Source organism: Lentimonas sp. CC4 (genome assembly GCF_902728235.1).
Classification (GTDB): Bacteria; Verrucomicrobiota; Verrucomicrobiia; order Opitutales; family Coraliomargaritaceae; genus Lentimonas.
Map to the genome: position 1 here is coordinate 465,565 of NZ_CACVBO010000002.1, position 20,853 is coordinate 486,417.

General features: G+C 50.9%; 10 protein-coding genes. 9 read left to right on the top strand and 1 reads right to left on the bottom strand.

Features of this window, described 5'->3' with window-relative positions; all coding sequences use genetic code 11:
- Positions 1–5: 5 nt before the first annotated feature.
- The 9 genes from GZZ87_RS18440 (at position 6) to GZZ87_RS18485 (ending at position 20,558) form a co-directional block, all read left to right on the top strand.
- On the top strand, positions 6–2,933 hold the full coding sequence (locus GZZ87_RS18440) for a DUF2961 domain-containing protein (RefSeq protein ID WP_244648078.1): 2,928 nt from the start codon (positions 6–8) through the stop codon (positions 2,931–2,933).
- Between the two features lie 186 nt (positions 2,934–3,119).
- Positions 3,120–8,033, top strand: a complete 4,914-nt coding sequence (locus tag GZZ87_RS18445) for a LamG domain-containing protein (RefSeq protein WP_162025884.1) — start codon at positions 3,120–3,122, stop codon at positions 8,031–8,033.
- 391 nt (positions 8,034–8,424) lie between these two features.
- Positions 8,425–10,077, top strand: a complete 1,653-nt coding sequence (locus GZZ87_RS18450; protein ID WP_162025883.1) for a glycoside hydrolase family 172 protein — start codon at positions 8,425–8,427, stop codon at positions 10,075–10,077.
- A gap of 157 nt (positions 10,078–10,234) precedes the next feature.
- Positions 10,235–11,770 carry a sulfatase-like hydrolase/transferase gene (locus GZZ87_RS18455; RefSeq protein WP_162025882.1) on the top strand — a complete coding sequence of 512 codons (1,536 nt, stop codon included), beginning with the start codon at positions 10,235–10,237 and terminating at the stop codon, positions 11,768–11,770.
- A gap of 2 nt (positions 11,771–11,772) precedes the next feature.
- Positions 11,773–15,510, top strand: coding sequence for a glycoside hydrolase family 172 protein (locus GZZ87_RS19830; RefSeq protein WP_244648079.1), 3,738 nt, complete (start codon positions 11,773–11,775; stop codon positions 15,508–15,510).
- 29 nt (positions 15,511–15,539) lie between these two features.
- The gene (locus GZZ87_RS18470; protein WP_162025881.1) at positions 15,540–16,973 is read left to right on the top strand and encodes a sulfatase-like hydrolase/transferase; all 1,434 of its coding nucleotides are present in this window, start codon (positions 15,540–15,542) and stop codon (positions 16,971–16,973) included.
- 12 nt (positions 16,974–16,985) lie between these two features.
- Positions 16,986–17,204 (top strand): hypothetical protein, encoded by a 219-nt coding sequence (locus tag GZZ87_RS18475; protein WP_162025880.1) that lies wholly within the window; start codon positions 16,986–16,988, stop codon positions 17,202–17,204.
- Positions 17,201–18,733 carry an arylsulfatase gene (locus GZZ87_RS18480; RefSeq protein ID WP_162025879.1) on the top strand — a complete coding sequence of 511 codons (1,533 nt, stop codon included), beginning with the start codon at positions 17,201–17,203 and terminating at the stop codon, positions 18,731–18,733. Before GZZ87_RS18475 ends, GZZ87_RS18480 begins: the two co-directional genes overlap by 4 nt.
- A 247-nt stretch (positions 18,734–18,980) precedes the next feature.
- Complete coding sequence (locus tag GZZ87_RS18485; protein ID WP_162025878.1) at positions 18,981–20,558, top strand: arylsulfatase; 1,578 nt, start codon at positions 18,981–18,983, stop codon at positions 20,556–20,558.
- A 49-nt stretch (positions 20,559–20,607) separates the two neighbouring features.
- Here the strand turns inward: GZZ87_RS18485 and GZZ87_RS18490 are convergent, their stop codons facing one another.
- Positions 20,608–20,787 carry a LuxR C-terminal-related transcriptional regulator gene (locus tag GZZ87_RS18490; protein ID WP_162025877.1) on the bottom strand — a complete coding sequence of 60 codons (180 nt, stop codon included), beginning with the start codon at positions 20,785–20,787 and terminating at the stop codon, positions 20,608–20,610.
- Positions 20,788–20,853: the final 66 nt, after the last annotated feature.

Sequence of the window (20,853 nt, forward strand, 5' to 3'; positions counted from 1 at the left end):
ATCGAATGAATTTACGTATTCTGCTCCTCTTGTCCCAGTTTCTGGTTGTCGGATTTTTGCATGCCGTCGAACCCGTCACGATTGAATCGCTCTTGAATGGAATGGTCGATCGCTCGGAAAGGGCGCGTTTTCCAGATCCCTCATTTAAGTTAATTAATTATAGTAGCTATAATCGTGCCTCCGTTAGCCCGGATGAGTATACTGGGTGGTTTACGAATGTTGATCATAGCGGCAAATACCTCTATGATGAGGATGTTAATGGCGATGGCACTGATGAGTATGTGTTGTTGGACCATCAGTCGCCGGGTGCAATCGTGCGCTCTTGGATGCCTTGGAGGTATCAAACCAGAGTCGGTGCCAGTGTGATTATCCGGGTTTATCTGGATGGTTCGGACACTCCGGCGATTGAAGGCGATCAATTTGATTTATTTGATGGCACTGGAATGGTTCCTTACCCGCTTGCACATCCGTCGCTTCGTTCGGCCGTATCTTTCTTTCCGATTACTTATGCCCAGAGCTGTAAGATTACGGTGAGCGCCAGTCCTTTCTTTTACATCTTTACCTGTCGTGAATATCCTGAGGACGCAGAGGTCGAGTCCTTTACGATGTCTGACTACGAGGCGTCTGCTTCGTTGATCAGCTCTGTGGGCAGTCTCTTATTGGACCCCGCCTCGAATTTGCCCGTGGGGACGAGTTCGTCGCAGACGACAACCATCGCGGCAGGTGCGGAAGCGACTTTGACTTTGCCTGCAGGTGGGCGAGCGGTTCATGAGTTTGAAGTGGAGATCGCATCTACCCTGTCTGAAGAGGTTCTCCGCTCACTCATCGTGAAGGCTGAGTTTGATGGCCTATCGACGATTTGGTGCCCACTGAGTGATTTCTTTGGGACGGGCGTGGGCTTGCATCCTTACGAAGGGTTTTATCGAAGTGTTCAAGAGGACGGAACTTTCACCTGTCGATGGGTGATGCCTTACCAGGCGGAAGGCAGCATTTCTCTAGAAAATATCTCTGGTGAGGCAGTCGAACTCACGATGTCAGCGATTACCGACACTTGGATCTGGGATGAGCGCTCGATGTATTTTTTCTCTGCGTGGCGTGCGCAGTATCCGCTGCCGACGAACCCGCGCTCTGATTGGAACTACGTGACTTTGACGGGTGGGCGTGGCGTCTATGTTGGAGACACTTTGACGCTCTGGAATCCGGTGGCAGCTTGGTGGGGCGAAGGTGACCATAAAATATGGGTGGATGGTGAGAGTTTTCCTTCGATGTTTGGGACAGGGACAGAAGATTATTATGGCTACTCTTGGGGAGGGGTCAGCACTGATTTTTATGAACACCCCTTTCATGCTCAGGTAGCCTGCAACGTTTACGATAAGCTGAACCGAAAGACGACCAGTGAAAGAGATACCTTTGGGTATAGCGTAGAGACGCGTAGTCGCGCACTGGATGGCATCGCTTTTAACAGCTCGCTACAACTGGACATGGAAGTGTGGCATGGAACGGATTGTAATATGGACTATGCAGTGGCGTCGCATTGGTATGCAGAACCCGCGGTCCAGAGTAATCGTATGCCTGATTCGGATTCGGCCGTCCGAATCGTTTGGGATGAAACGGCGGTGGATCCGATTCTGGATGTCTCACCCACGCAGTTGGATTTCGATTATGTTACGGTGGGAAGTTCGGCTAACCTCACTTTGTCGGTGCAGAATCGCGGGGGGGATACCCTGACTGGCACGGCCAGTGTTTCGGCACCGTTTGTGATTGTTTCGGGCGGGAGTTACTCACTGGCTCTTGAAGAGAGTCAGGACATTGTTGTGAGCTATAGTCCTACTGCTGTAGAAACTGATAGTGGCACACTCACGCTGACTGGCGGAGACGGAGCAACGATTCCAGTTTCGGGGCGTGGTTATGTCTCTGCTGTGGTGGCGATCGCTGACTTGAGGGCTGATTACCAGTCCGCAACCGCTGAGCAAACGACTGCAGATTTCAACGGTGGTGAAGGTCTTTCAGATATGTATGGCGAAGGACGCTGGAATTACTTTGAAAGTGATGCCACCGATGCAGATGATTATGCAGATGGCTCGATATTGGAGCTTTTGGAATTTGATTCCACAGTCGGCAATGGGGGGAACAGCGGCTATCGCGATCCAGAGGACAGCTCTTTTGCTCCCATTGTGGCAGGGGGAAAAGCGTTCAACGACTCAATCACGTTGGAGGCAAACAAGTTGGCAGTTCATCCCGGCTCACAAGCCGATGAAGCCAGCGCAGTCATACGCTGGACAGCGGGTGCAGGAGAAACCGGCGAACTACGAATTGACGGAGAGGTCGGGCGCGGGGCAACGAGCGTCAGCGGTGGGGATGGTCGCGAATTCTACATTTTCAAGACCGATGTGGCCGGCACATCGTCTAGTCTGTTACTAACGGAGATATTTGGTGAGGTGGATACGACGCCTGTTGCGTTTAGTATCGCGACGACTGTTGCCGAGGGAGAGCACATCGACTTTGTCGTCAATCGGGTAGAGAATTATAATGCAGATGAGATCCATCTGGCGGCGACGGTATATTTCGACGACTCGGATGCGGACGGGATGTCTGATGATTGGGAATCTCGTATGGCTGGCGATTTGACGACTCTGACGATTGACGGGGACAGCGATAGAGACGGCTCAATCGACCTGAACGAATTTAAGGCAGGCAGCGATCCGCTCGATGCCACTGAGCGATTTGAAATTTTCACGATTTCTATTATTCCTCTGGGGCCGAAGCTGACATGGTTCACTGCGGACGAGCACTCCTATACGATTGAGCGCAAAGACTCGCTGAATGAAGACAGTTGGACGCCCGTTGCGACCAGCCTCACTAAGGGAACTTGGATTGATCTGTCGACTGAGGCTCAACCGGACGCGCGTTTCTACCGTGTCCGCATCGAATGAGTTAAATCGCTATGCGATGACACAAACGTGTCATATGAAATGCCGCGAATTCCGGTATAGTGTTTATTGTATGTTTCTGCAGCCCCTGTTTCATCGAAACATATCTAGGGAATATTATCTCGAATAATACCCTATTTCAAACCGTGAAAACGGTATCATTGCCCCTCAACCCCAATACCCCAGTCCATGAAATATATAAGATCGTGCATGCTATGCACCTCTCTATTTGTTGGTATATACGCTCAGGCGAATACTTACGTGTCCACCAGCGGATCCGACTCGAATCCCGGAACGCTCGCCGCTCCGTTTGCCACCATCCAGCACGCAGTTAACCAGTCTGTTCCTGGTGACTCGGTTCTTATTCGTGGTGGTAGTTATCACGAAGCCGTAGATTTATCCGGCATCGCTGGCACCGCCGCGCGCCCAATAAAAATAACCAATTACCAGAGCGAGGAGGTCGTCTTAGACGGCCGGGTAGAAATCGAAACTGCATGGACTTTGGAAACAAGGAATAGCGTTAACCTCCCGGCAGGCAATGATACGCCCTCCGCAAATATTCCGGGGATCGGCAATGTCTACGTGACCACACTTCCCAATAGTGTCGGAGACATTACCCAGTTGTTCGTTGATGACGAAGTGATGACGCTGGCTCGCTTTCCCAACGCGCTCGCTTTTTCGGATGAGGTCTGGGGGAATGAAAAGTATCTTTTCAAGTCTGCCCCGACTCATGGAACCGCTGTCGACCAGCCACAAAGTGGTGCCGATAATGTAGCTGATTCTGGCGTTTCTTTTACTGGATGTGTGATGGTATCTGGATCCGCCAGAGTTATTACCGCACACGCAACTGGAGATGCAGAGTTTACGCACAATGCTCCGCTCCGCTTGGAGTCTGGCACCACCCCATATTTTTTAGAAGGAGGGTTAGATAACGCCGAACGTATTATGTTGGATATAGCGCAGGAATGGGCTTACGACGAATCCACCAACAAGCTCACTTTCTGGCCAAAGAATAACGCCAATCCAAATAACTTAAACGTTTACGGAAAGAATCAGATCTATGCCTTTACAGGAGATGCGACGACACAACACGTCAATTTTGATGGTCTGAATTTCTTTGCGACTACTGTCGATTTTAACTTTTCTGATAACATTACGATTCAAAACTGCGACTTTGATTACTACTCATCCACAGAACGTGCAGTAGCCTCCGAGGACCAAGCTAAAACGACAGATTTCACAGGAGGATCCACCGATTTCTGCAAAGGTATTAGGGTATATAACTGTGAGTTTAGATACGCCACTGACACGGGCTTGATCGCAAATTATATTGATGGCCTGACGATCGAAAACTGTCTGTTCCATAAAATCACTCATTATCAAATCAATGACCGAGATGAATACGGTAATCGGCGCGCCCTCCATGTAGTGGACACAAATAACGCGATGGATATTGTTTACCGCCGTAACACCGTTTCATACTCTTCAGCGCTACAATCGGTGCGTCTGCGTCGCTATGTGAATGCAGATGAGATTCATCCTTTTGTTGCAGAATATAACTTCCATACCGAATGCTGCCTACTTGGAGGAGACGCTTCTACCTTGTATTCACCTCTGGAACATGTGCAGGAGTCAGTTTCACGCTATAACTGGTTTATGGAGAACCAAAGACGGGACTTCCGTTGGGATGGGCTTAATGCAGGGGTCGTCGGCACTCTCGATGGCAACTTATACCGTAATGTTTCACACTCTATCAAATACAGCCATCGAGATCATGCCTACCGACTCAAAGGGGATGGCCATGAGGTTTACCATAACATCGCGGTCGGTGAATACTCGAATTTCAATGTAGCCCAAGATAAAGGAGGTAACCCAACTACCGTTTCACAAAACAATGCAGCCGATGTCTTGACCTCTATTGTGGAGCAATCTATCGAGCCTGACTATTTTGCAGCGGGTGGTGACTGGGATCTCAACGATAGCCAACGCGGAGAGAACGATTGGGGGCTGTCTGGAATCGATTCTTATAATTATTCTCCTTCATTTACAGACCATACTCGCAGCATGCATGACTTACTGCGCGATCCTGACAACTGGGATTTCCGCCCGCGGGCAGATGCGGTCGAACTGATCGATCAAGGCGTCCCCATCACATGCACCATCGATGGAGTTGAGGTAAATGTCACTGAGGGATATCTAGGTTCCGCTCCTGATATCGGAGCCTATGAGTATGGTGACAGTGCCTACTGGATTCCCGGCAGGCAAGAGGAGCAGGCTTCCATGCCAGTTCCTCGCACCGGAAGAGGGAGTGTTCCACTCGATACCGATCTGATGTATCTCATCGGACTAAATGGTGTCAGCGCGAATATTTACTTCGGCACAAATCCCAATTCACTGTCACTTCTGACCAGCAAGACTGATCCAGAAAATATCGTCACCTTGTCGGATCATACCACATTGAACAATAACACGACTTACTACTGGCGAGTCGACACTGTTATGCCCAGCAGAAGGGTTATCACTGGAGACGTTTGGTCCTTCAATACGCCATTTACTCCACTCGCAAATAAAGAGATTTTGCCGTGGACGAGTAACTCAATCCAGAACGGGTATTGGTCAGAAGATGCTGACGGCGAGTTGGTCTATAATAATAGTGGCTCACAATTCTACAAAAGAGCGATCGCGTATTCAAGCGCTGCCCAGCAGTCGGATACTGGTTTCAGACTAACTGCCTACTATAGAACCGCTTCGATCGGTGATGTGCTTGCCCATAATTTATCCTTTGGAATCATTAGCACCGACACGGATCTATCCACCTATTCAGGTTACAACCCGTTCAAGGTGGATACCAGTGTTTACAGTTTAGGGGTGAACCTGACTGAGAATGGTGGTAATGATGCGCAGGGACTCACCTTCACGGATGGATCGACGAGAACCACTTTAGATCGATCCGGCGATTACATCCAGTTCCCAGTGAATGAGTCCACGGAGGTGGTCATTGAGATCCTTCCTGGTGGCCACTGGAGTTACTCAATCAATGGAGTGACCGAAGCCTCGGGCGTCATTGAAGGCGGCTTTGATTTGACGAAGAGCTATCGTGTTGCGGTCTACGCTCAGGATGACAGTGGAGGTGAGAAATCTATACAGCATCTCTCGTTAGATAAAATCGCATCAGGCCTTATCGCGGACTGGTCGATGGATGAAAACTCCGGAGTGAACATAGCCGATGATTCTGGCAATAACTTTGACGCGTCTTCAGTCAATGGCACCAGAGTGGCCGGAATCGAGGGGAAAGCCATAGCATTCAATGGTAGCAGTTCCAGTGTCACGCTACCTACAGAGCCATTTTATTATCTCAATAATGAGGTTACAATGGCCTTCTGGGTCTACGGGGATACGACTCAAGCGAGAGCAGATACACTCTTCTATGCTCAAGATGACTCAGGCAATCGAGTGATGAACATTCACCTCCCTTGGAGTGATGGCAGCGTTTACTGGGATGCCGGGAATACTGGCTCAAACTATGACCGTATCAACAAGGTGGCTACTGCCTCGGAGTATAAAGATCAGTGGAATCACTGGGTCTTTACCAAGAATGCTGCGACCGGTGAGATGGCGATCTATTTAAACGGCTATCTCTGGCTAAGTGGCACAGGCAAGACACGGAATATGGTTGGTATTGCTTCGGCCCTACTAGGCAACGACCTGAAGAACAATGCTTACGCTGGAATTATTGACGAAGTGAAGCTTTACAACGTCGCATTGAGTGCCAGCGAAGTTTTGGATCTTTCCTACAGCTATAAGACCATCAATGGCACACCGAGAGCTTGGTTGGTCAGCTACGGGTTTGACCCTACCAACGCTGGTTCCGAGGAAGACGCGGATGGCGATGGCATTGCAAACTGGCAGGAATACCAAGACGGAACGGATCCGACAGTGAATGATAATCCTGTAAGCAATACGGGCGCAGGTATCAGAGTCACAGAATACTACCTGACTACCGGCGACTTTACCGGGACTAGCAAGACACTGGTTCTGGATCAGAATCTGGCTGATGACTACTTCATCCTTGTGCGTGGTTCACGTGATGGCGACGGAGGCTCTCTTCCTGACAATGACTTCGCTCGTGTGACAGGAGTGCCATGGGGTGCGAATCGATATGCAGGAGATATGGTCGGTAGCGGAAGCGGCGACCGGATCATACTCACTCGCTCTGTTGCGACCTATGACTGGGAAGGTGTCGTGACCGTGGTCGAATGCACCAACCCGAGCAGCCCTGCTGGCTTTGACCTGGTTGATGTCGCTGCGGTTGATATTTCAGGCAACTCCGGATCCGAAGCCAGCATCGCTTGGAGCGACATTAACCAAGTTGTCCTCTTCGGGGGCTATCGTGGTGGCGGTGTGAGTTACACAGGCACGCCGAGCTCAGGATACGATAATGTGAGTGCGTATACTCGCTTCTATCCAAGTGGAAGTAACACGATTAGCTGGAATCGGAACAGCGCAGGTGAAACTTTGCTCGATGTCACAGCAACGACCTTCGTCGTTGAGTGGGGCTCTGAGTGGAATATTCAGCGCCGCAAAGTGACCGGAAGCAATGGAGGCAACGGAGCCAATGCGACTGGTGAATACACCACCGTCGCCATTAGTCCTGTATCTCGCGATAACACGTGGGTCTGGGGAACGGGCACTCGCTTGGACTCCGGTGTGGGCGATGGCGCAGAAGGCTGCCTTGTCACTCTGGGAGACGGCGTGAACCAGAATGCGACCGAGAGCACGGTCGCAGTGGGCTCCGAATATACGGATACCTATTGGTTCGATGTCTACACACTGACCCATCCCGACTTGAATGTGGATCACCGCTTCAAGGCCGACGGCGACTCCGGTAGTTCGGATCTGGCTGTGACAGTTGATTCGGCAGCATCTGGCACCCGCTTCGGTTGGGTTTACAATGGCTGTAATGGAACTGGAACTTCAGTCTCCCGTGCGAAGCTCTGGAGCCGTTACACGAATGACAATGAAGTCACCATCAGTCGTGGTAACTCCGGGCAAAACTTCCCAGCTTGGATTCAGGGCATCGATTTTTCGGATCTGAATAACTAAAGTTTCGAACTGGAACCCGCACCTCTCAAGGGTGCGGGTTTTTTTGTGCCTATTTACTATACTCACGCGCAGCATGATTTGTGAAAAGCGCCTTCATGCTATTTCGCTATCTTGCTGTAGGGGCTTTACTTGCGAAGACCGCGCAAAGGCCACACACATAGGAACTTGTAAAACTTTAGCTGCCTTCGCGGGTGCCGCCCTTCGACAAGCTCTGGGCCTTGAGCTTGTCGAAACGGCAAGCAGCACCCCTACGCTAGATTCTTCGATTTCACCAATCACAATTTATCATGCGCGGCAGTATAGCAACACACACATATAACGTATATGTGTCATAGTAGATCTGTGATCGATTTGGTATCCTGTCTTTTTTTGAACACCATCTTTTAAATATATGAAAATTATAGGAAAATCATCTGTAGCTCTATTTGCCATCACTCTTGCCTCCTCAGTGTCAGGACTTCTTGCTCAGGAGCCTGTGACCATCGAGTCTTTACTCCATGAAATGGTCGATCGCGACGCGGTGGCGCGTTTCCCTGAAACGGATTTCCGTCTCAAACAGCACAGTAGCTATAACCGCGCGTCTAAGACTCCCGATGAACCGAAGGGCTGGTTTGCCAACCAAGACTATAATCCTAAGAAACTGAAGACCGAGAACTTCATTCGTGTCGAAGAGAACAATGGCCGCAAAGAGTGGGTATTGATGGACCATCAGGCCCCTGGTGCGATTGTCCGGACTTGGATGCCTTGGCTCAATCAGATGAAGCCTGGCACAAATATAACCATGCGCATCTATCTCGATGGCGCCGAGGAGCCCGCGTTTGAAGGCAATATGCTGGGTCTGTTCGATGGCACCGGATTGATTCCGTATCCTTTTGCGCACCCGTCGCTACGCTCAGCAGTCAGTTTCTTTCCGATTCCTTACGCCAAGAGCTGTAAGGTCACCACGAGTCGCAAACCGTTTTTCTATCAGTTTACCTTTCGTGAATACGCGGAAGGCACTCCGATTGAGACCTTCACGTTGGCCGATTTCGATGCGGCCAAAGGGCTGACAGAGGCAACGGGCAAACAGCTACTGAATCCTACTGCCGTTGGCGCGGGTGATCCACTTCAGTTCAGCACCACACTTGCCGATCAAGCAGAGAAGTCGCTGCAACTGCCAGCGGGTGTGGCCGCAGTGCGCGAGCTCTCGGTTAAGTTGGGGGATTATTCCAATCCGAACATCACACGTTTGGTCGTGCTGAAGATGGAGTTTGATGGCAAGCCGACCGTCTGGTGTCCAATCGGTGATTTCTTTGGCTCAGGTATTGGTTTGAATCCTGTGCAAGGCTGGTATCGCACGGTGTCTGAAGACGGCACCATGAGTTGTCGGTGGGTCATGCCTTATCAAGAAGGCGGTAGAGTTTCGCTGCTCAATCTCAGCGGTGCTCCGGTGGATGCGGCGCTGCAAGTCAAAACGGGCGACTGGAAGTGGGATGCGGAGTCTATGTATTTCCACGCTGGGTGGCGCGGACAGTATCCGGTCCCCACACGTCCTTTCTCGGATTGGAACTATGTCACCCTCAAGGGCAAGGGTGTCTATGTCGGCGATACTTTGACCGTCATGAATCCAGTCGAAAGTTGGTGGGGCGAAGGCGATGAGAAGATCTGGGTCGATGGCGAGGACTTTCCCTCCATTTTCGGCACAGGCACTGAAGACTACTACGCGTATTCTTGGGGTGGTCGCAGCACGGACTTCTACGAACATCCGTTTCACGCTCAGCCATTTGCCAATCAGTATAATAAGTTAAACCGCAAGCCTGAGTCTGATGACTCTCGTAATACGATGGGTTTCAGTGTAGAGACCCGTAGTCGCGCGCTCGACACCATGCCTTTCGGTAGCTCACTCCAATTGGACATGGAAGTGTGGTCGGGGACAGATTGCGACATGGGCTACCAGGTCGGCGTTTATTGGTATGGCTTTGCGGAGACTTCATCCAATCGCCAACCAGAACCTGTTGAAGTGCTCAACGTGGCGCCGCTACCGGAAGCGATGCAGGGCAAGTAGTTTACTAGGAATGAATTTGTAATAGAATAGGCATACGCATGAGAAGGAATGCACCAAAGACCCTTTGTGTCGTATTGGGCGTAATCCTTCTCATATGTATGTCGTGGGTTGATCCCCAGAGGTGAGCTTGTCGCTCGTGCTCAAAAATATCGAAACGATGAAACAATCACTTATAACGATTCTAGCGACGTGCTGCGTTGTCCTGTCTTCCTTAGCAGCCGCAAGCCGACCCAATATTGTCTTCCTGATGACGGATGATCAGCGCTGGGACAATTTCGGTTGTTACGGCAGGCCTGAGTTCAGAACGGAGAACATTGATCGTTTGGCAGAGGAGGGCGTTATTTTTGATAATGCCTACTATGCGGTCGCGATTTGTCTTCCGAGTCGCGTAACGATGATGTCTGGGCGCTATCTATCGAATCACAAAGTTGGATTCTCGCATCCACATAATTACACGTTCTCCAAGTCAGATTTCAACAACACCTATCCCGCGCTGCTCAAAGCTGCGGGGTATCGCACTGGATTTGTGGGGAAGTTTGGTTTTCCGGTGACGGATGAAGCCTATGAGCGAAAGGGGATCGTTTCGGGCTATAATTTGCAAAAAGAACTCTCCCCATACTTTGATTTCTTTGCGGGGTCAGGTGTGCACTTCCGTGGTGGGTTCATGTCCTGGCCTAAAGATAAACAGATGGAAGCCATCTACAGTAAGCAACGACCGCTCAACGAGCGCACGCTAAAGACGGGCGATGCAATGATGCATTTCCTCGAGACTCAGCCCAAAGATCAGCCATTCTGTCTCTCGATTAGCTTCTTTGCGGTTAAGAATGATAAAGATACCGATATGTATCCACCCGATGTCGCAGAGTTCAGTGAGTATGATTTCAGCGTGCCTGAAAACTGGGTGGAAGGTCGTAATACGAAACTGCCCAAGGTGCTGGATAATTGGCGCGGCGTTTCTTTGCACAAACAACGCACATCGACGCCTGCGCTGTATCAGAAGTTGGTTCGACGCTTTGCCACACAAGGCTACAGTGTCGACCAGCAGGTCGGTCGACTGATTCGACAGCTCGCAAAAATGGGTGTGCTTGATAATACAGTGATCATCTACACCAGTGATAACGGGCGTTTCCATGGCTCACACGGTCTCTATGACAAAGCGATTCTCTACGATGAATCCGTGAAAGCTCCGTTCATCGTGTTTGACGGTCGAGTGGATCGAGCAGATCGGGGGCGTCGTGAGGCTGCTCTGATGTCGTCAGTCGATGTCGCGCCGACCATCGTCTCATATGCTGGGCTCGACATCCCTGATAGTATGCAGGGGCGGGACCTGACTCCAGTGATTCAGCAAACTCAAAATCCCGAGCAATGGCGCGAAGCAGTTTATATCGAAAGCCTATTCATCGGGAGTCTACACTCAAAAAAGGTGCCTGCAAATATTGCCGAAATCAATGAACGCGTCATCGCTGATAATAAGTCGTATCGCTCACACGGTGTGCGGACCGAGCGCTATAAATATTTCAGCTACTATGAGCATTCTCCTGTCATTGAAGAACTCTATGATATGGAGGCTGACCCATACGAGCAGAATAATCTCGTGACTAATCCAGAATATACTGCAGTCTTAAACAAACTGAGAAAAGAGACCCAAGAACGTCATGCCGCGATCAGCTCGCAAGACAGTGACGCTCTATAATTATGAAACTAATCACTAAAATAGTCTGTTCATTAGGCGCTTTTGCCGCTCTCTGTGCCTGTTCGCTTCATGCTCAAGAACCGGTTAGCATTCAGTCCTTACTAAAGGAAATGGTCGATCGCGACTCGGTCGCTCGTTTCCCAGAAACAAATTTTCGTTTAAAGCAGCACACCAGTTATAATCGAGCATCTGTTTCGCCTGACGATGAAAAAGGCTGGTTTGCGAATGGTGACTTTAATAAGGGGCCGAATGCTAAGAACTTCATCCGCATCGAAGAGAATCATGGACGCAAGGAATGGGTGATGATGGATCACCAGGGGGCCGGAGCGATTGTTCGTAGTTGGCAGCCGTTTCGCGGCACGCCAAAGAATCGAATTCTGAGGATCTATCTGGATGGCTCGGATGTGCCTGCAATTGAGGGCAACCCACATACCTTATTCAATGGAGAGGGGATGGTGCCGTATCCTTTGGCGCATCCATCGCTGCTGTCAGCGGTCAACTTTTTCCCGATTCCTTATGCAAAGAGCTGCAAGGTGACGATGTCCGAGCTCCCGTATTTCTTTATCTTTACCTTCCGTGAATACGAAGAAGGCACCAAAGTGAAGACCTTTACTATGGAAGACTTTGAGGCGGCAAAGGCGTTGACCGAGAAGACGGGACAATTGCTTTTAAATCCGACAGCTTCTGGTGCCGGTGCTCCGTTGAGCTTCAGTGCCACTTTGAACGATCAAGAAACCAAGTCGCTCGACCTGCCTACTGGGGAGGCTGCAGTGCGTGAGTTGTCGGTAAAGCTGGGCAGCTACGAGAATCCAAATGTGACACGTCAGGTGGTGCTCAAAATTGAGTTTGATGGCAAAGAAACAGTCTGGTGCCCCATCGGCGATTTCTTCGGTTCAGGTGTCGGGCTGAACCCCGTGCAAGGTTGGTATCGAACGGTGGCTGAAGATGGCACCATGAGCTGCCGCTGGGTAATGCCCTACCAGCAGGGAGGGAAGGTTACTTTGCAGAATCTTAGTGGTGCACCAGTGGAGGCCGAGCTCAGCGTTAAAACCGGCAAGTGGACATGGGATGAGCGCACGATGTATTTCAATGCAGGCTGGCGTGGACAGTATCCAGTGCCGACACGTCCGAAATCAGACTGGAATTACATCACCACGCAGGGGCGTGGTGTATATGTCGCCGATACCTTGACCATTATGAACCCGCAGCCAAGCTGGTGGGGGGAGGGCGATGCCAAGATCTGGGTGGACGGAGAAGACTTCCCTTCGCTCTTTGGCACCGGCACAGAAGATTACTACGCCTATTCATGGGGCGGAGTCAGCACGGATTTTTACGAGCACCCGTTTCATGCGCAGCCGTTTAGCTTTCGCTACAACAAATTGAACCGCAAGGAGCAGATGGCCGAGCGTGATACACGTGGCTTCAGCACGGAGAGCCGTAGTCGTGCCTTGGATACGATGCCATTTAGCAGTTCACTTCAGCTCGACATGGAAGTGTGGTCTGGAGCCGATTGTGATATGGGCTATCAAGTCGGCATGATGTGGTATGCTTTTGCGGAGACGACTTCGAATTGTAAGCCAGAACCGGAGGAGGTGCTCAACGTGCCTCCGTTACCAGATATGGGCGTCGTCGCGGAAAAGAAGGAAAAGAAGTCCGCTTCCGTCGGTGTCAAAACTCCAGTCGATTTTAAGAACGCAGTCGAAATTGAGCCCAATATGGTGATTTCTAAGTCAGGTAAGATTCAGCCTAAAGCACAGAACTTGAGAAGCTTTAAAGGTGAATGGAATGAATCGGATCATATACTGTTCAAAGGTGCGGAGATTGGCGACGTCGTCGAAATTCGAATCCCAGCAACCGGGACTGCGGCTCAGACACTCACGCTGTATGCTACACAATCACGTGACTTTGGAATGCTGCGTTTATATGTGAATGGCGAACTGACCGGTCCGGAAGTTGATTTCTATGCACCAGGTCCGGTTCCATCTGGAGGCATCGAACTGGGCGAGTTCGCACCTGTTGATGGCGCCTACATTTTGCGCGTTGAAGTGCTGGATGTTGGCTCGAAGAGCAAAGGAGCCTTATTTGGTCTCGATTGTATTACCTTTAGTAATGCACAACCCGCTGCCGCTCTGCCTGCGGGAACAGTTACCATTCAATCCCTCCTCAAGGAAATGGCGGATCGCGATGCTGTGGCAGAGTTTCCCTCTGTGGATTTTCGCTTAAAGCAGGCTAGCAGTTACAATCGCAAGTCGAAGACTCCAGAGGACGCAGAAGGTTGGTTCAATAATAAGGATTTCGGTAGTAAGACGGTCACTGAAGGGGTCTTCATTCGCGTTGAGGAAAATAGTGGCCGTAAGGAGTGGGTCTTGATGGATCATCAGGGGCCTGGTGCGATCGTGCGCAGCTGGCAACCGTTCCGGAAGCCACCCGAGAATGTGGTGATGCGGTTTTATCTAGATGGATCTGACACGCCAGTGTTGGAGGGAAATCCCTGCAACATGCTGAATGGTAAGGGACTGTTCCCATATCCCTTCGCTCACGATTCGCTGCTCTCCGCGGTTTCCTTCTACCCGATTCCGTATGCCAAGAGTTGCAAGGTAACGCTGTCGGAGTTGCCGTTTTTCTATCAGTTTACCTACCGGGAATATGCTGAAGGAACGCCTGTAAAAACCTTAACGATGACAGACTTTGAAGCAGCCAAGCCTTTGGTCGATGAGATCGGTCAGAAGCTTCTGAATCCTCAAGCTGAAGGCGCTGTCAATCTTCTCACGTTTTCGGCGACTTTAGCCACTAACCAAGAAAAGTCGATTGATCTACCCACAGGCACTGCCGCGGTGCGCGAGCTATCGGTCAAACTCGGGGATTATTCAGATCCGAATATCACACGACTGGTTGTGCTGAAGATCGAATTCGACGGGAAGGAAACCGTTTGGTGTCCGGTTGGAGATTTCTTTGGTTCAGGTGTCGGGCTCAATCCGTATCAAGGCTGGTATCGCACAGTAGCCGAGGATGGCAGCATGACGTGCCGTTGGGTGATGCCTTTCCAGCATGGTGGGAAAGTTTCGCTAGTGAATCTCGGTGCCGAGAAGGTGAACGCTGAAGTGACGGTGAAGACCGGAGCCTATGCTTGGAATGAGCGTTCGATGTATTTCCATGCCGGTTGGCGTGGGCAATATCCGGTAGCGACTCGGCCTTTTTCTGACTGGAATTATATAACGACCCAAGGCCGCGGCGTCTATGTCGGCGATACCCTGACCGTGATGAATCCGGTGGACAGATGGTGGGGCGAGGGAGATGAAAAGATCTTTGTAGACGGGGAGAGCTTTCCCTCAATTTTTGGCACGGGAACGGAAGACTACTACGCGTATTCTTGGGGCGGAGTCAGCACCGACTTCTATGACCATCCATTCCATGCGCAGCCATTCAGTCATAAATACAACAAGCACAACCGAAAACCAAAGGGGGCTCCTAAAAGCACCCGCGGTTTCAGTGTCGAGACCCGTAGTCGTTCACTGGATACGATGCCGTTTAGCAAGTCACTCCAACTGGACATGGAGGTGTGGTCCTGGGCTGAGTGCGACATGGGCTATCAGGTTGGGGTCTATTGGTATGGAGATGCGGAGACGACTTCCAATCTCCAGCCGGAACCTTCTGAAATTCTTAACGTGCCACCGCTGCCGGATATGAATACGCTGCCCAAGAAAAAGAAGCCTGGGCAGAAAGATCCTGATGAGGTTTAGTGAACCATGAGGGCATGAGGTTCAGTGAAATGAAAATTAGTATTATTCTAGCGACTTGCCTCCTTCTTGCCGGAACCGCACTTGCGGATCAAAAGCCTAACATCATCGTCATTATGGCGGATGATCTGGGCTATAACGATTTAGGCGTCTATGGCTGTAAGGACATCCCAACGCCGCATTTAGATAAACTCGCCAATGAGGGGGTGCGCTTTACCTCAGGCTATGTGACCTGGCCCATGTGTGGGCCGTCGCGTGCGGGTTTTTTAACGGGGAAACATCAATCCAAGTTTGGCTACTATAAGAATGTGTCGGCACCCTTCGATACGAGGCAGGGGCTGCCAAAGATGGAGACCATCGGCAGCTTGTTGCAAAAGCAGGGCTATGTGACCGGAGGCGTCGGCAAGTGGCACATGGGAACTGCGGATCATCAGCATCCCAACTCAATGGGCTTTGACGACTGGTTTGGCTTCCTCGGTGGTGGTCTGATGTATTTTCCACTCGACCATCCGTCTTACAAGGGACGCTTCACGCCGATTAAGCGACCGCTGCACATGAAGTATATGCAGCACACACTGCCGGTGATTCATAATCGTGAGCCCGTGGAGTGGGATCAGTATCTGACCCGCGAGCTGACCGATGCGGGCATGCGTTTCCTTGAGAAGAATCAAGAGCATCCGTTTTTCCTGTTTATGTCCTACAATGCACCGCACTTGGATTTGGAGGCGCCGGAAGAAACGATTGCTAAGTTTCCGGCGGACCAGATGACGGTGATTCCCGGCATAAAGCCGAAAGTGCGCTCCATCTACGGAGCCATGGTCTATGAAATGGATGAAGGCATCGGGCAGTTACTAGCTAAGGTCGACGAACTCGGGCTCAGCGAGAACACGGTGGTGTGGTTTCTCAGTGACAATGGCGGCATGAAGGCGACGAGTGACAACCGCCCCTTGAGAGGGAAGAAGGGCGCTTCCTACGAAGGCGGCATCCGCGTGCCGATGTTCGTTAAATGGCCAGGCAAAACACCTGTTGGCAAAGTGTTGGATGCACCGGTGACCTCTTTAGATATCACGGCGACTTCCATTGCCATGGCAGGTGGAGATCCCGCGAGAGAGGGGTTGGACGGCAAAGACATGCGCACTTACATGACGCAGCAGTCAACCCAGGCCCCGCACGACGTCTTGTATTGGAATACTGCGCGTAATGATCAAGCCTTGGCTGGCGTGATTCGGGAAGGCGATTTCAAACTCATCGTCGGCCCGAGGAAAGTAGAGCTATATAATCTCAAAGACGACATCGGCGAGACCAAGGATCTCGCGAAAGCGTATCCTGAGAAAGTTCAATCGATGAAAGCCCGCTGGATGGAATGGGATAAAGATAAGATGCCGCCTTTGTGGACAGGTGGAGAAAACATACAGCACGCCGAATATGATTGGCTGATTGGCAGCCCGCATTATAAAGCGAAATAGAATCTGAAAGCGATGAAACGAGCGGATCAATTTTCATTGGATGCAGCGGGTCAGTTCTTCGATCTACCTGAGAATCGCTACGAGCCGAAGCTAGTCGCAAAGAGCGATTTCACCGAAATTCATATGAATGACTATAAGATGCTTTCCGAAGCGATGAATTCACTGAACCACACTTTCAAAGGTGGCCTAAATGAAAAGGGCACTAAAAAAACAAAGAAAGATTCCAAATGAAACTATGTAATATTCTGACAACCAGTTTACTCCTCGTGCTTAGCGCATTCGCATCTGACAGGCCGAACGTAGTTCTCATTTTCGCTGATGACCTCGGCTACGGTGACTTGAGCTGCTATGGAGCGACGAAGCTAAAGACCCCGAATATCGATCAGCTGGCCGCAGATGGGCGACGCTTTACCGATGCGCACTCGGCGTCTGCAGTGTGCACGCCTTCGCGCTATGCGCTACTGACAGGCGACTATCCACTTCGGATCGGTTCGACTCGTCCCGTCTTCCTGAAAAGCGGGTTGGTGATCGATCCAGACAAACAGACCTTAGCGGATGTCATGAAAGACGCCGGCTATGCCACTGCGTGTATCGGTAAATGGCATCTTGGCTTTGGGGAGAAGACTCCCGATTGGAATGGAGATCTCAAGCCCGGACCGCTCGAAGTCGGCTTTGATTATTATTACGGGGTGCCGACGGTGAATAGCCATCCACCCTTCGTTTATGTCGAAAATCACCGTGTAGTCGGGCTTTTACCCGATGATCCGCTCGTCTATGGTAAGCAGGCGAAGACGCAAAAGATACATGAAAAGATGGGGCTCGATGATATCGGTGGCGCGGATGCCGCCCATGCACTTTACGACGACTATCAGGTGGGCACGCATCTCACCGAAAAAGCTGTAGATTGGATCAAGCAACAAAAGAAGGATCCCTTCTTTTTGTATTTTGCGGCCACCAACATTCATCACCCGTTCACACCGGCTCCCCGTTTTCAGGGGACCAGTGAGTGCGGCCTGTATGGCGACTTTGTTCACGAACTTGATTGGATCGTAGGCGAGATCGTGAAGACGCTCGAAGCACAGGGTGTCGCGGATAATACGCTGATCATTTTCACCAGCGACAACGGTGGCATGTTTAATGAAACGGGGCAGGATGCTTGGGATGCAGGCCATCGCTTGAATGGTGAATTACTCGGCTTTAAATTTGGTGGGTGGGAAGGTGGACACCGCGTGCCGTTCATCGCCAAGTGGCCTGAACAGATCGAGGCCGGTTCGGTGTCCTCGCAGTTGATTTGTAATGTCGATATGGTCGCGACGATGTCCGCGCTGACAGGTGTGGAGATTCAGAACGGTCAAGCGATTGATAGTGTAGATGCGCTGCCCGCACTGACTGGCGCGACCTCGGAAGCCATTCGCGAGGATCTAGTCCTAGCAGCCAGCAGGCCTGGTTTTCTTGTGATTCGTAAAGGCAAGTGGGTGTATATCGCAGGTCAAGGGAGCGGCGGTTTTGGTGGGAAAAAGCGCGGGCTGCACAACTTTGGAGGCCCTCCAGCCATTACCTATGCAGGCTATACGAACAGCGATATTGAAAAGGGTAGAGTCAAGCCAGGTTCGCCCCCCGCACAGCTTTACGATTTGGAAAACGACCTGCAGCAGACGACCAATCTTTATAACGACTATCCTGAAGTCGTCGAAGAAATGGAAGCGTTACTGAAGGTCTATCAACCTGCACTGAAGAAGAAAAAGAAAGCGAAGAAATAAAAATATTTTTAGCACAGTCGCTCTCTTGTGAACAGGAATGCTCCACATCCTTAAATGACCGCAGGAAACGGTCGGTTTTACCCACGGGTAAAGGGCTCAGGCTCAGGATGTTCGACGATCAGAGAGGTGTATCAGGCTCTGCTGTTTTTGGGGGACTAGGCTGTCGCATCTTCATGCGATAGCGCAGCTTCGCTGTTTATGTTAAAATGCTAGGAGCCGCTGCTGTTCACTGATCTTACATCATACTATGAAATACTGTTCAAAAATAATCACTCTGCTGGTAGTGCTTGCTGCCACTAGCCCGAGCCTGATCCAGGCAGAAAAGCCTAATGTCGTCCTGATATTCGCCGATGACCTCGGCTATGGCGATCTCAGTTGCTATGGCGCTACGAAAATTCATACGCCTAATATAGATAAGCTCGCTGCGGAAGGGCGTAAGTTTACAGACGCGCATTCGTCCTCGGCCGTCTGCACGCCCTCACGGTATGGTTTGTTGACCGGTGAGTATCCTTTGCGTGCGAACGGCGGACGAGGTGTTTGGGGGCCAGTTCCGAATACATCCAAACTGATTATTGATACCGACAAGCTAACCATTGCAGATGTTTTCAAAAACGACGGCTACTCGACGGCTGTTTTTGGTAAATGGCACTTGGGCTTTGGTGCAGGACGCACCGACTGGCAGAAGCCCTTACGGCCAGGGCCTCAGGACTTAGGTTTTGATTACTATTTTGGTATCCCCATCGTTAATAGCAATGGGCCTTATGTCTATATCGAGAACGATCAGATTGTCGGAGGTGATGCTGACGATCCATTGATCCCTTTAAATCGGAAAAATCCGAAGGGGGCGACGCCGATTACCCCGATTCCACCGGAAGCCGCCCAACGAAATAAGAATGCCTTCGCTGGGGCGGTCGAAGCGCACAAGCTCTATAACGATTATACGCTGGGAACCACTCTCACGGAAAAGGCCGTTGGCTGGATTGAGCAGAACCAGGATCAGCCTTTCTTCCTTTATTTCGCGACAACGAATATTCATCACCCCTTTACGCCAGCACCGCAATTTCAAGGCACCAGTCAGGCGGGGCTGTATGGCGACTTCGTGCACGAGCTCGACTGGATGGTGGGTGAGATTGTCAAATGCCTAGAAGCGCAGGGCGTCGCGGATAACACCCTCATCATTTTTACAAGCGACAATGGAGGCATGTTCAACGAGGGTGCCTTTCGAGCCTTGGAGCTGGGGCATGAGCCCAACGGCAAGCTGCTGGGGTCGAAATTTGATGCATGGGAAGGCGGGCATCGTGTTCCTTTTATCGCACGCTGGCCTGGAAATATTCCTGCAGGAACTGAGTCTGATCAGTTGCTGTGCAACGTCGATATGCTGGCTACCTTTGCTGCATTGACGGGGCAAACCCTCGAACCGAAGCAGCAGGCCGACAGTGTGGATATGCTCCCTGCCTTGTTAGGTTCTCCGCAAGAATCCTTACGAAAGGAATTGCTGCTCTCGCCGTATAAGCCGACTCACTTGGCAATTCGCAAAGGTAAATGGATGTATATCGGGACGCAAGGTGCCGGTGGGTTTGGAGGGAAAAGGCCCGGTAGTCATACCTTTGCAGGACCCGCGGCTGCCACCTATATCGGTCGTCAAAACAGTGATATTGAGGGTGGCAGAATCAAAGCAGATGCACCGCCAGCCCAGCTTTATGATCTCGAACACGACCTGCAGCAGACGACCAACCTGTATGACGACTATCCCGAAGTGGTTGAGGAGTTGGATGCGCTGTTAAATACGTATCGGCCTGCGAGCAAGAATTCTAGAAAGAAATAGAGGGCTTACGTATATAACAGTTATGCGTGAATGGGGCAGTCGGCCGCTTTTATGGGGCTGCCCGAGCGTTCTGCACTTCGAGCTGTTCGTAGAATCGGCGGACATCGGTGCCCGCTGTGTTGTTAGAGACATTCAGAATATTAGAAATCTCTTTTTGAGCATGGCCTTCGCCAAGTAGCGTCAAGAGTTGTAATGCTCGCTTCGATCGTGCCTTGGTGACTTTACTCATCCGAGTTGGGGGATGCACCGGCTGTGACTCCACGATTGATGCCTATCGCGAGAACGCGTGATTAAT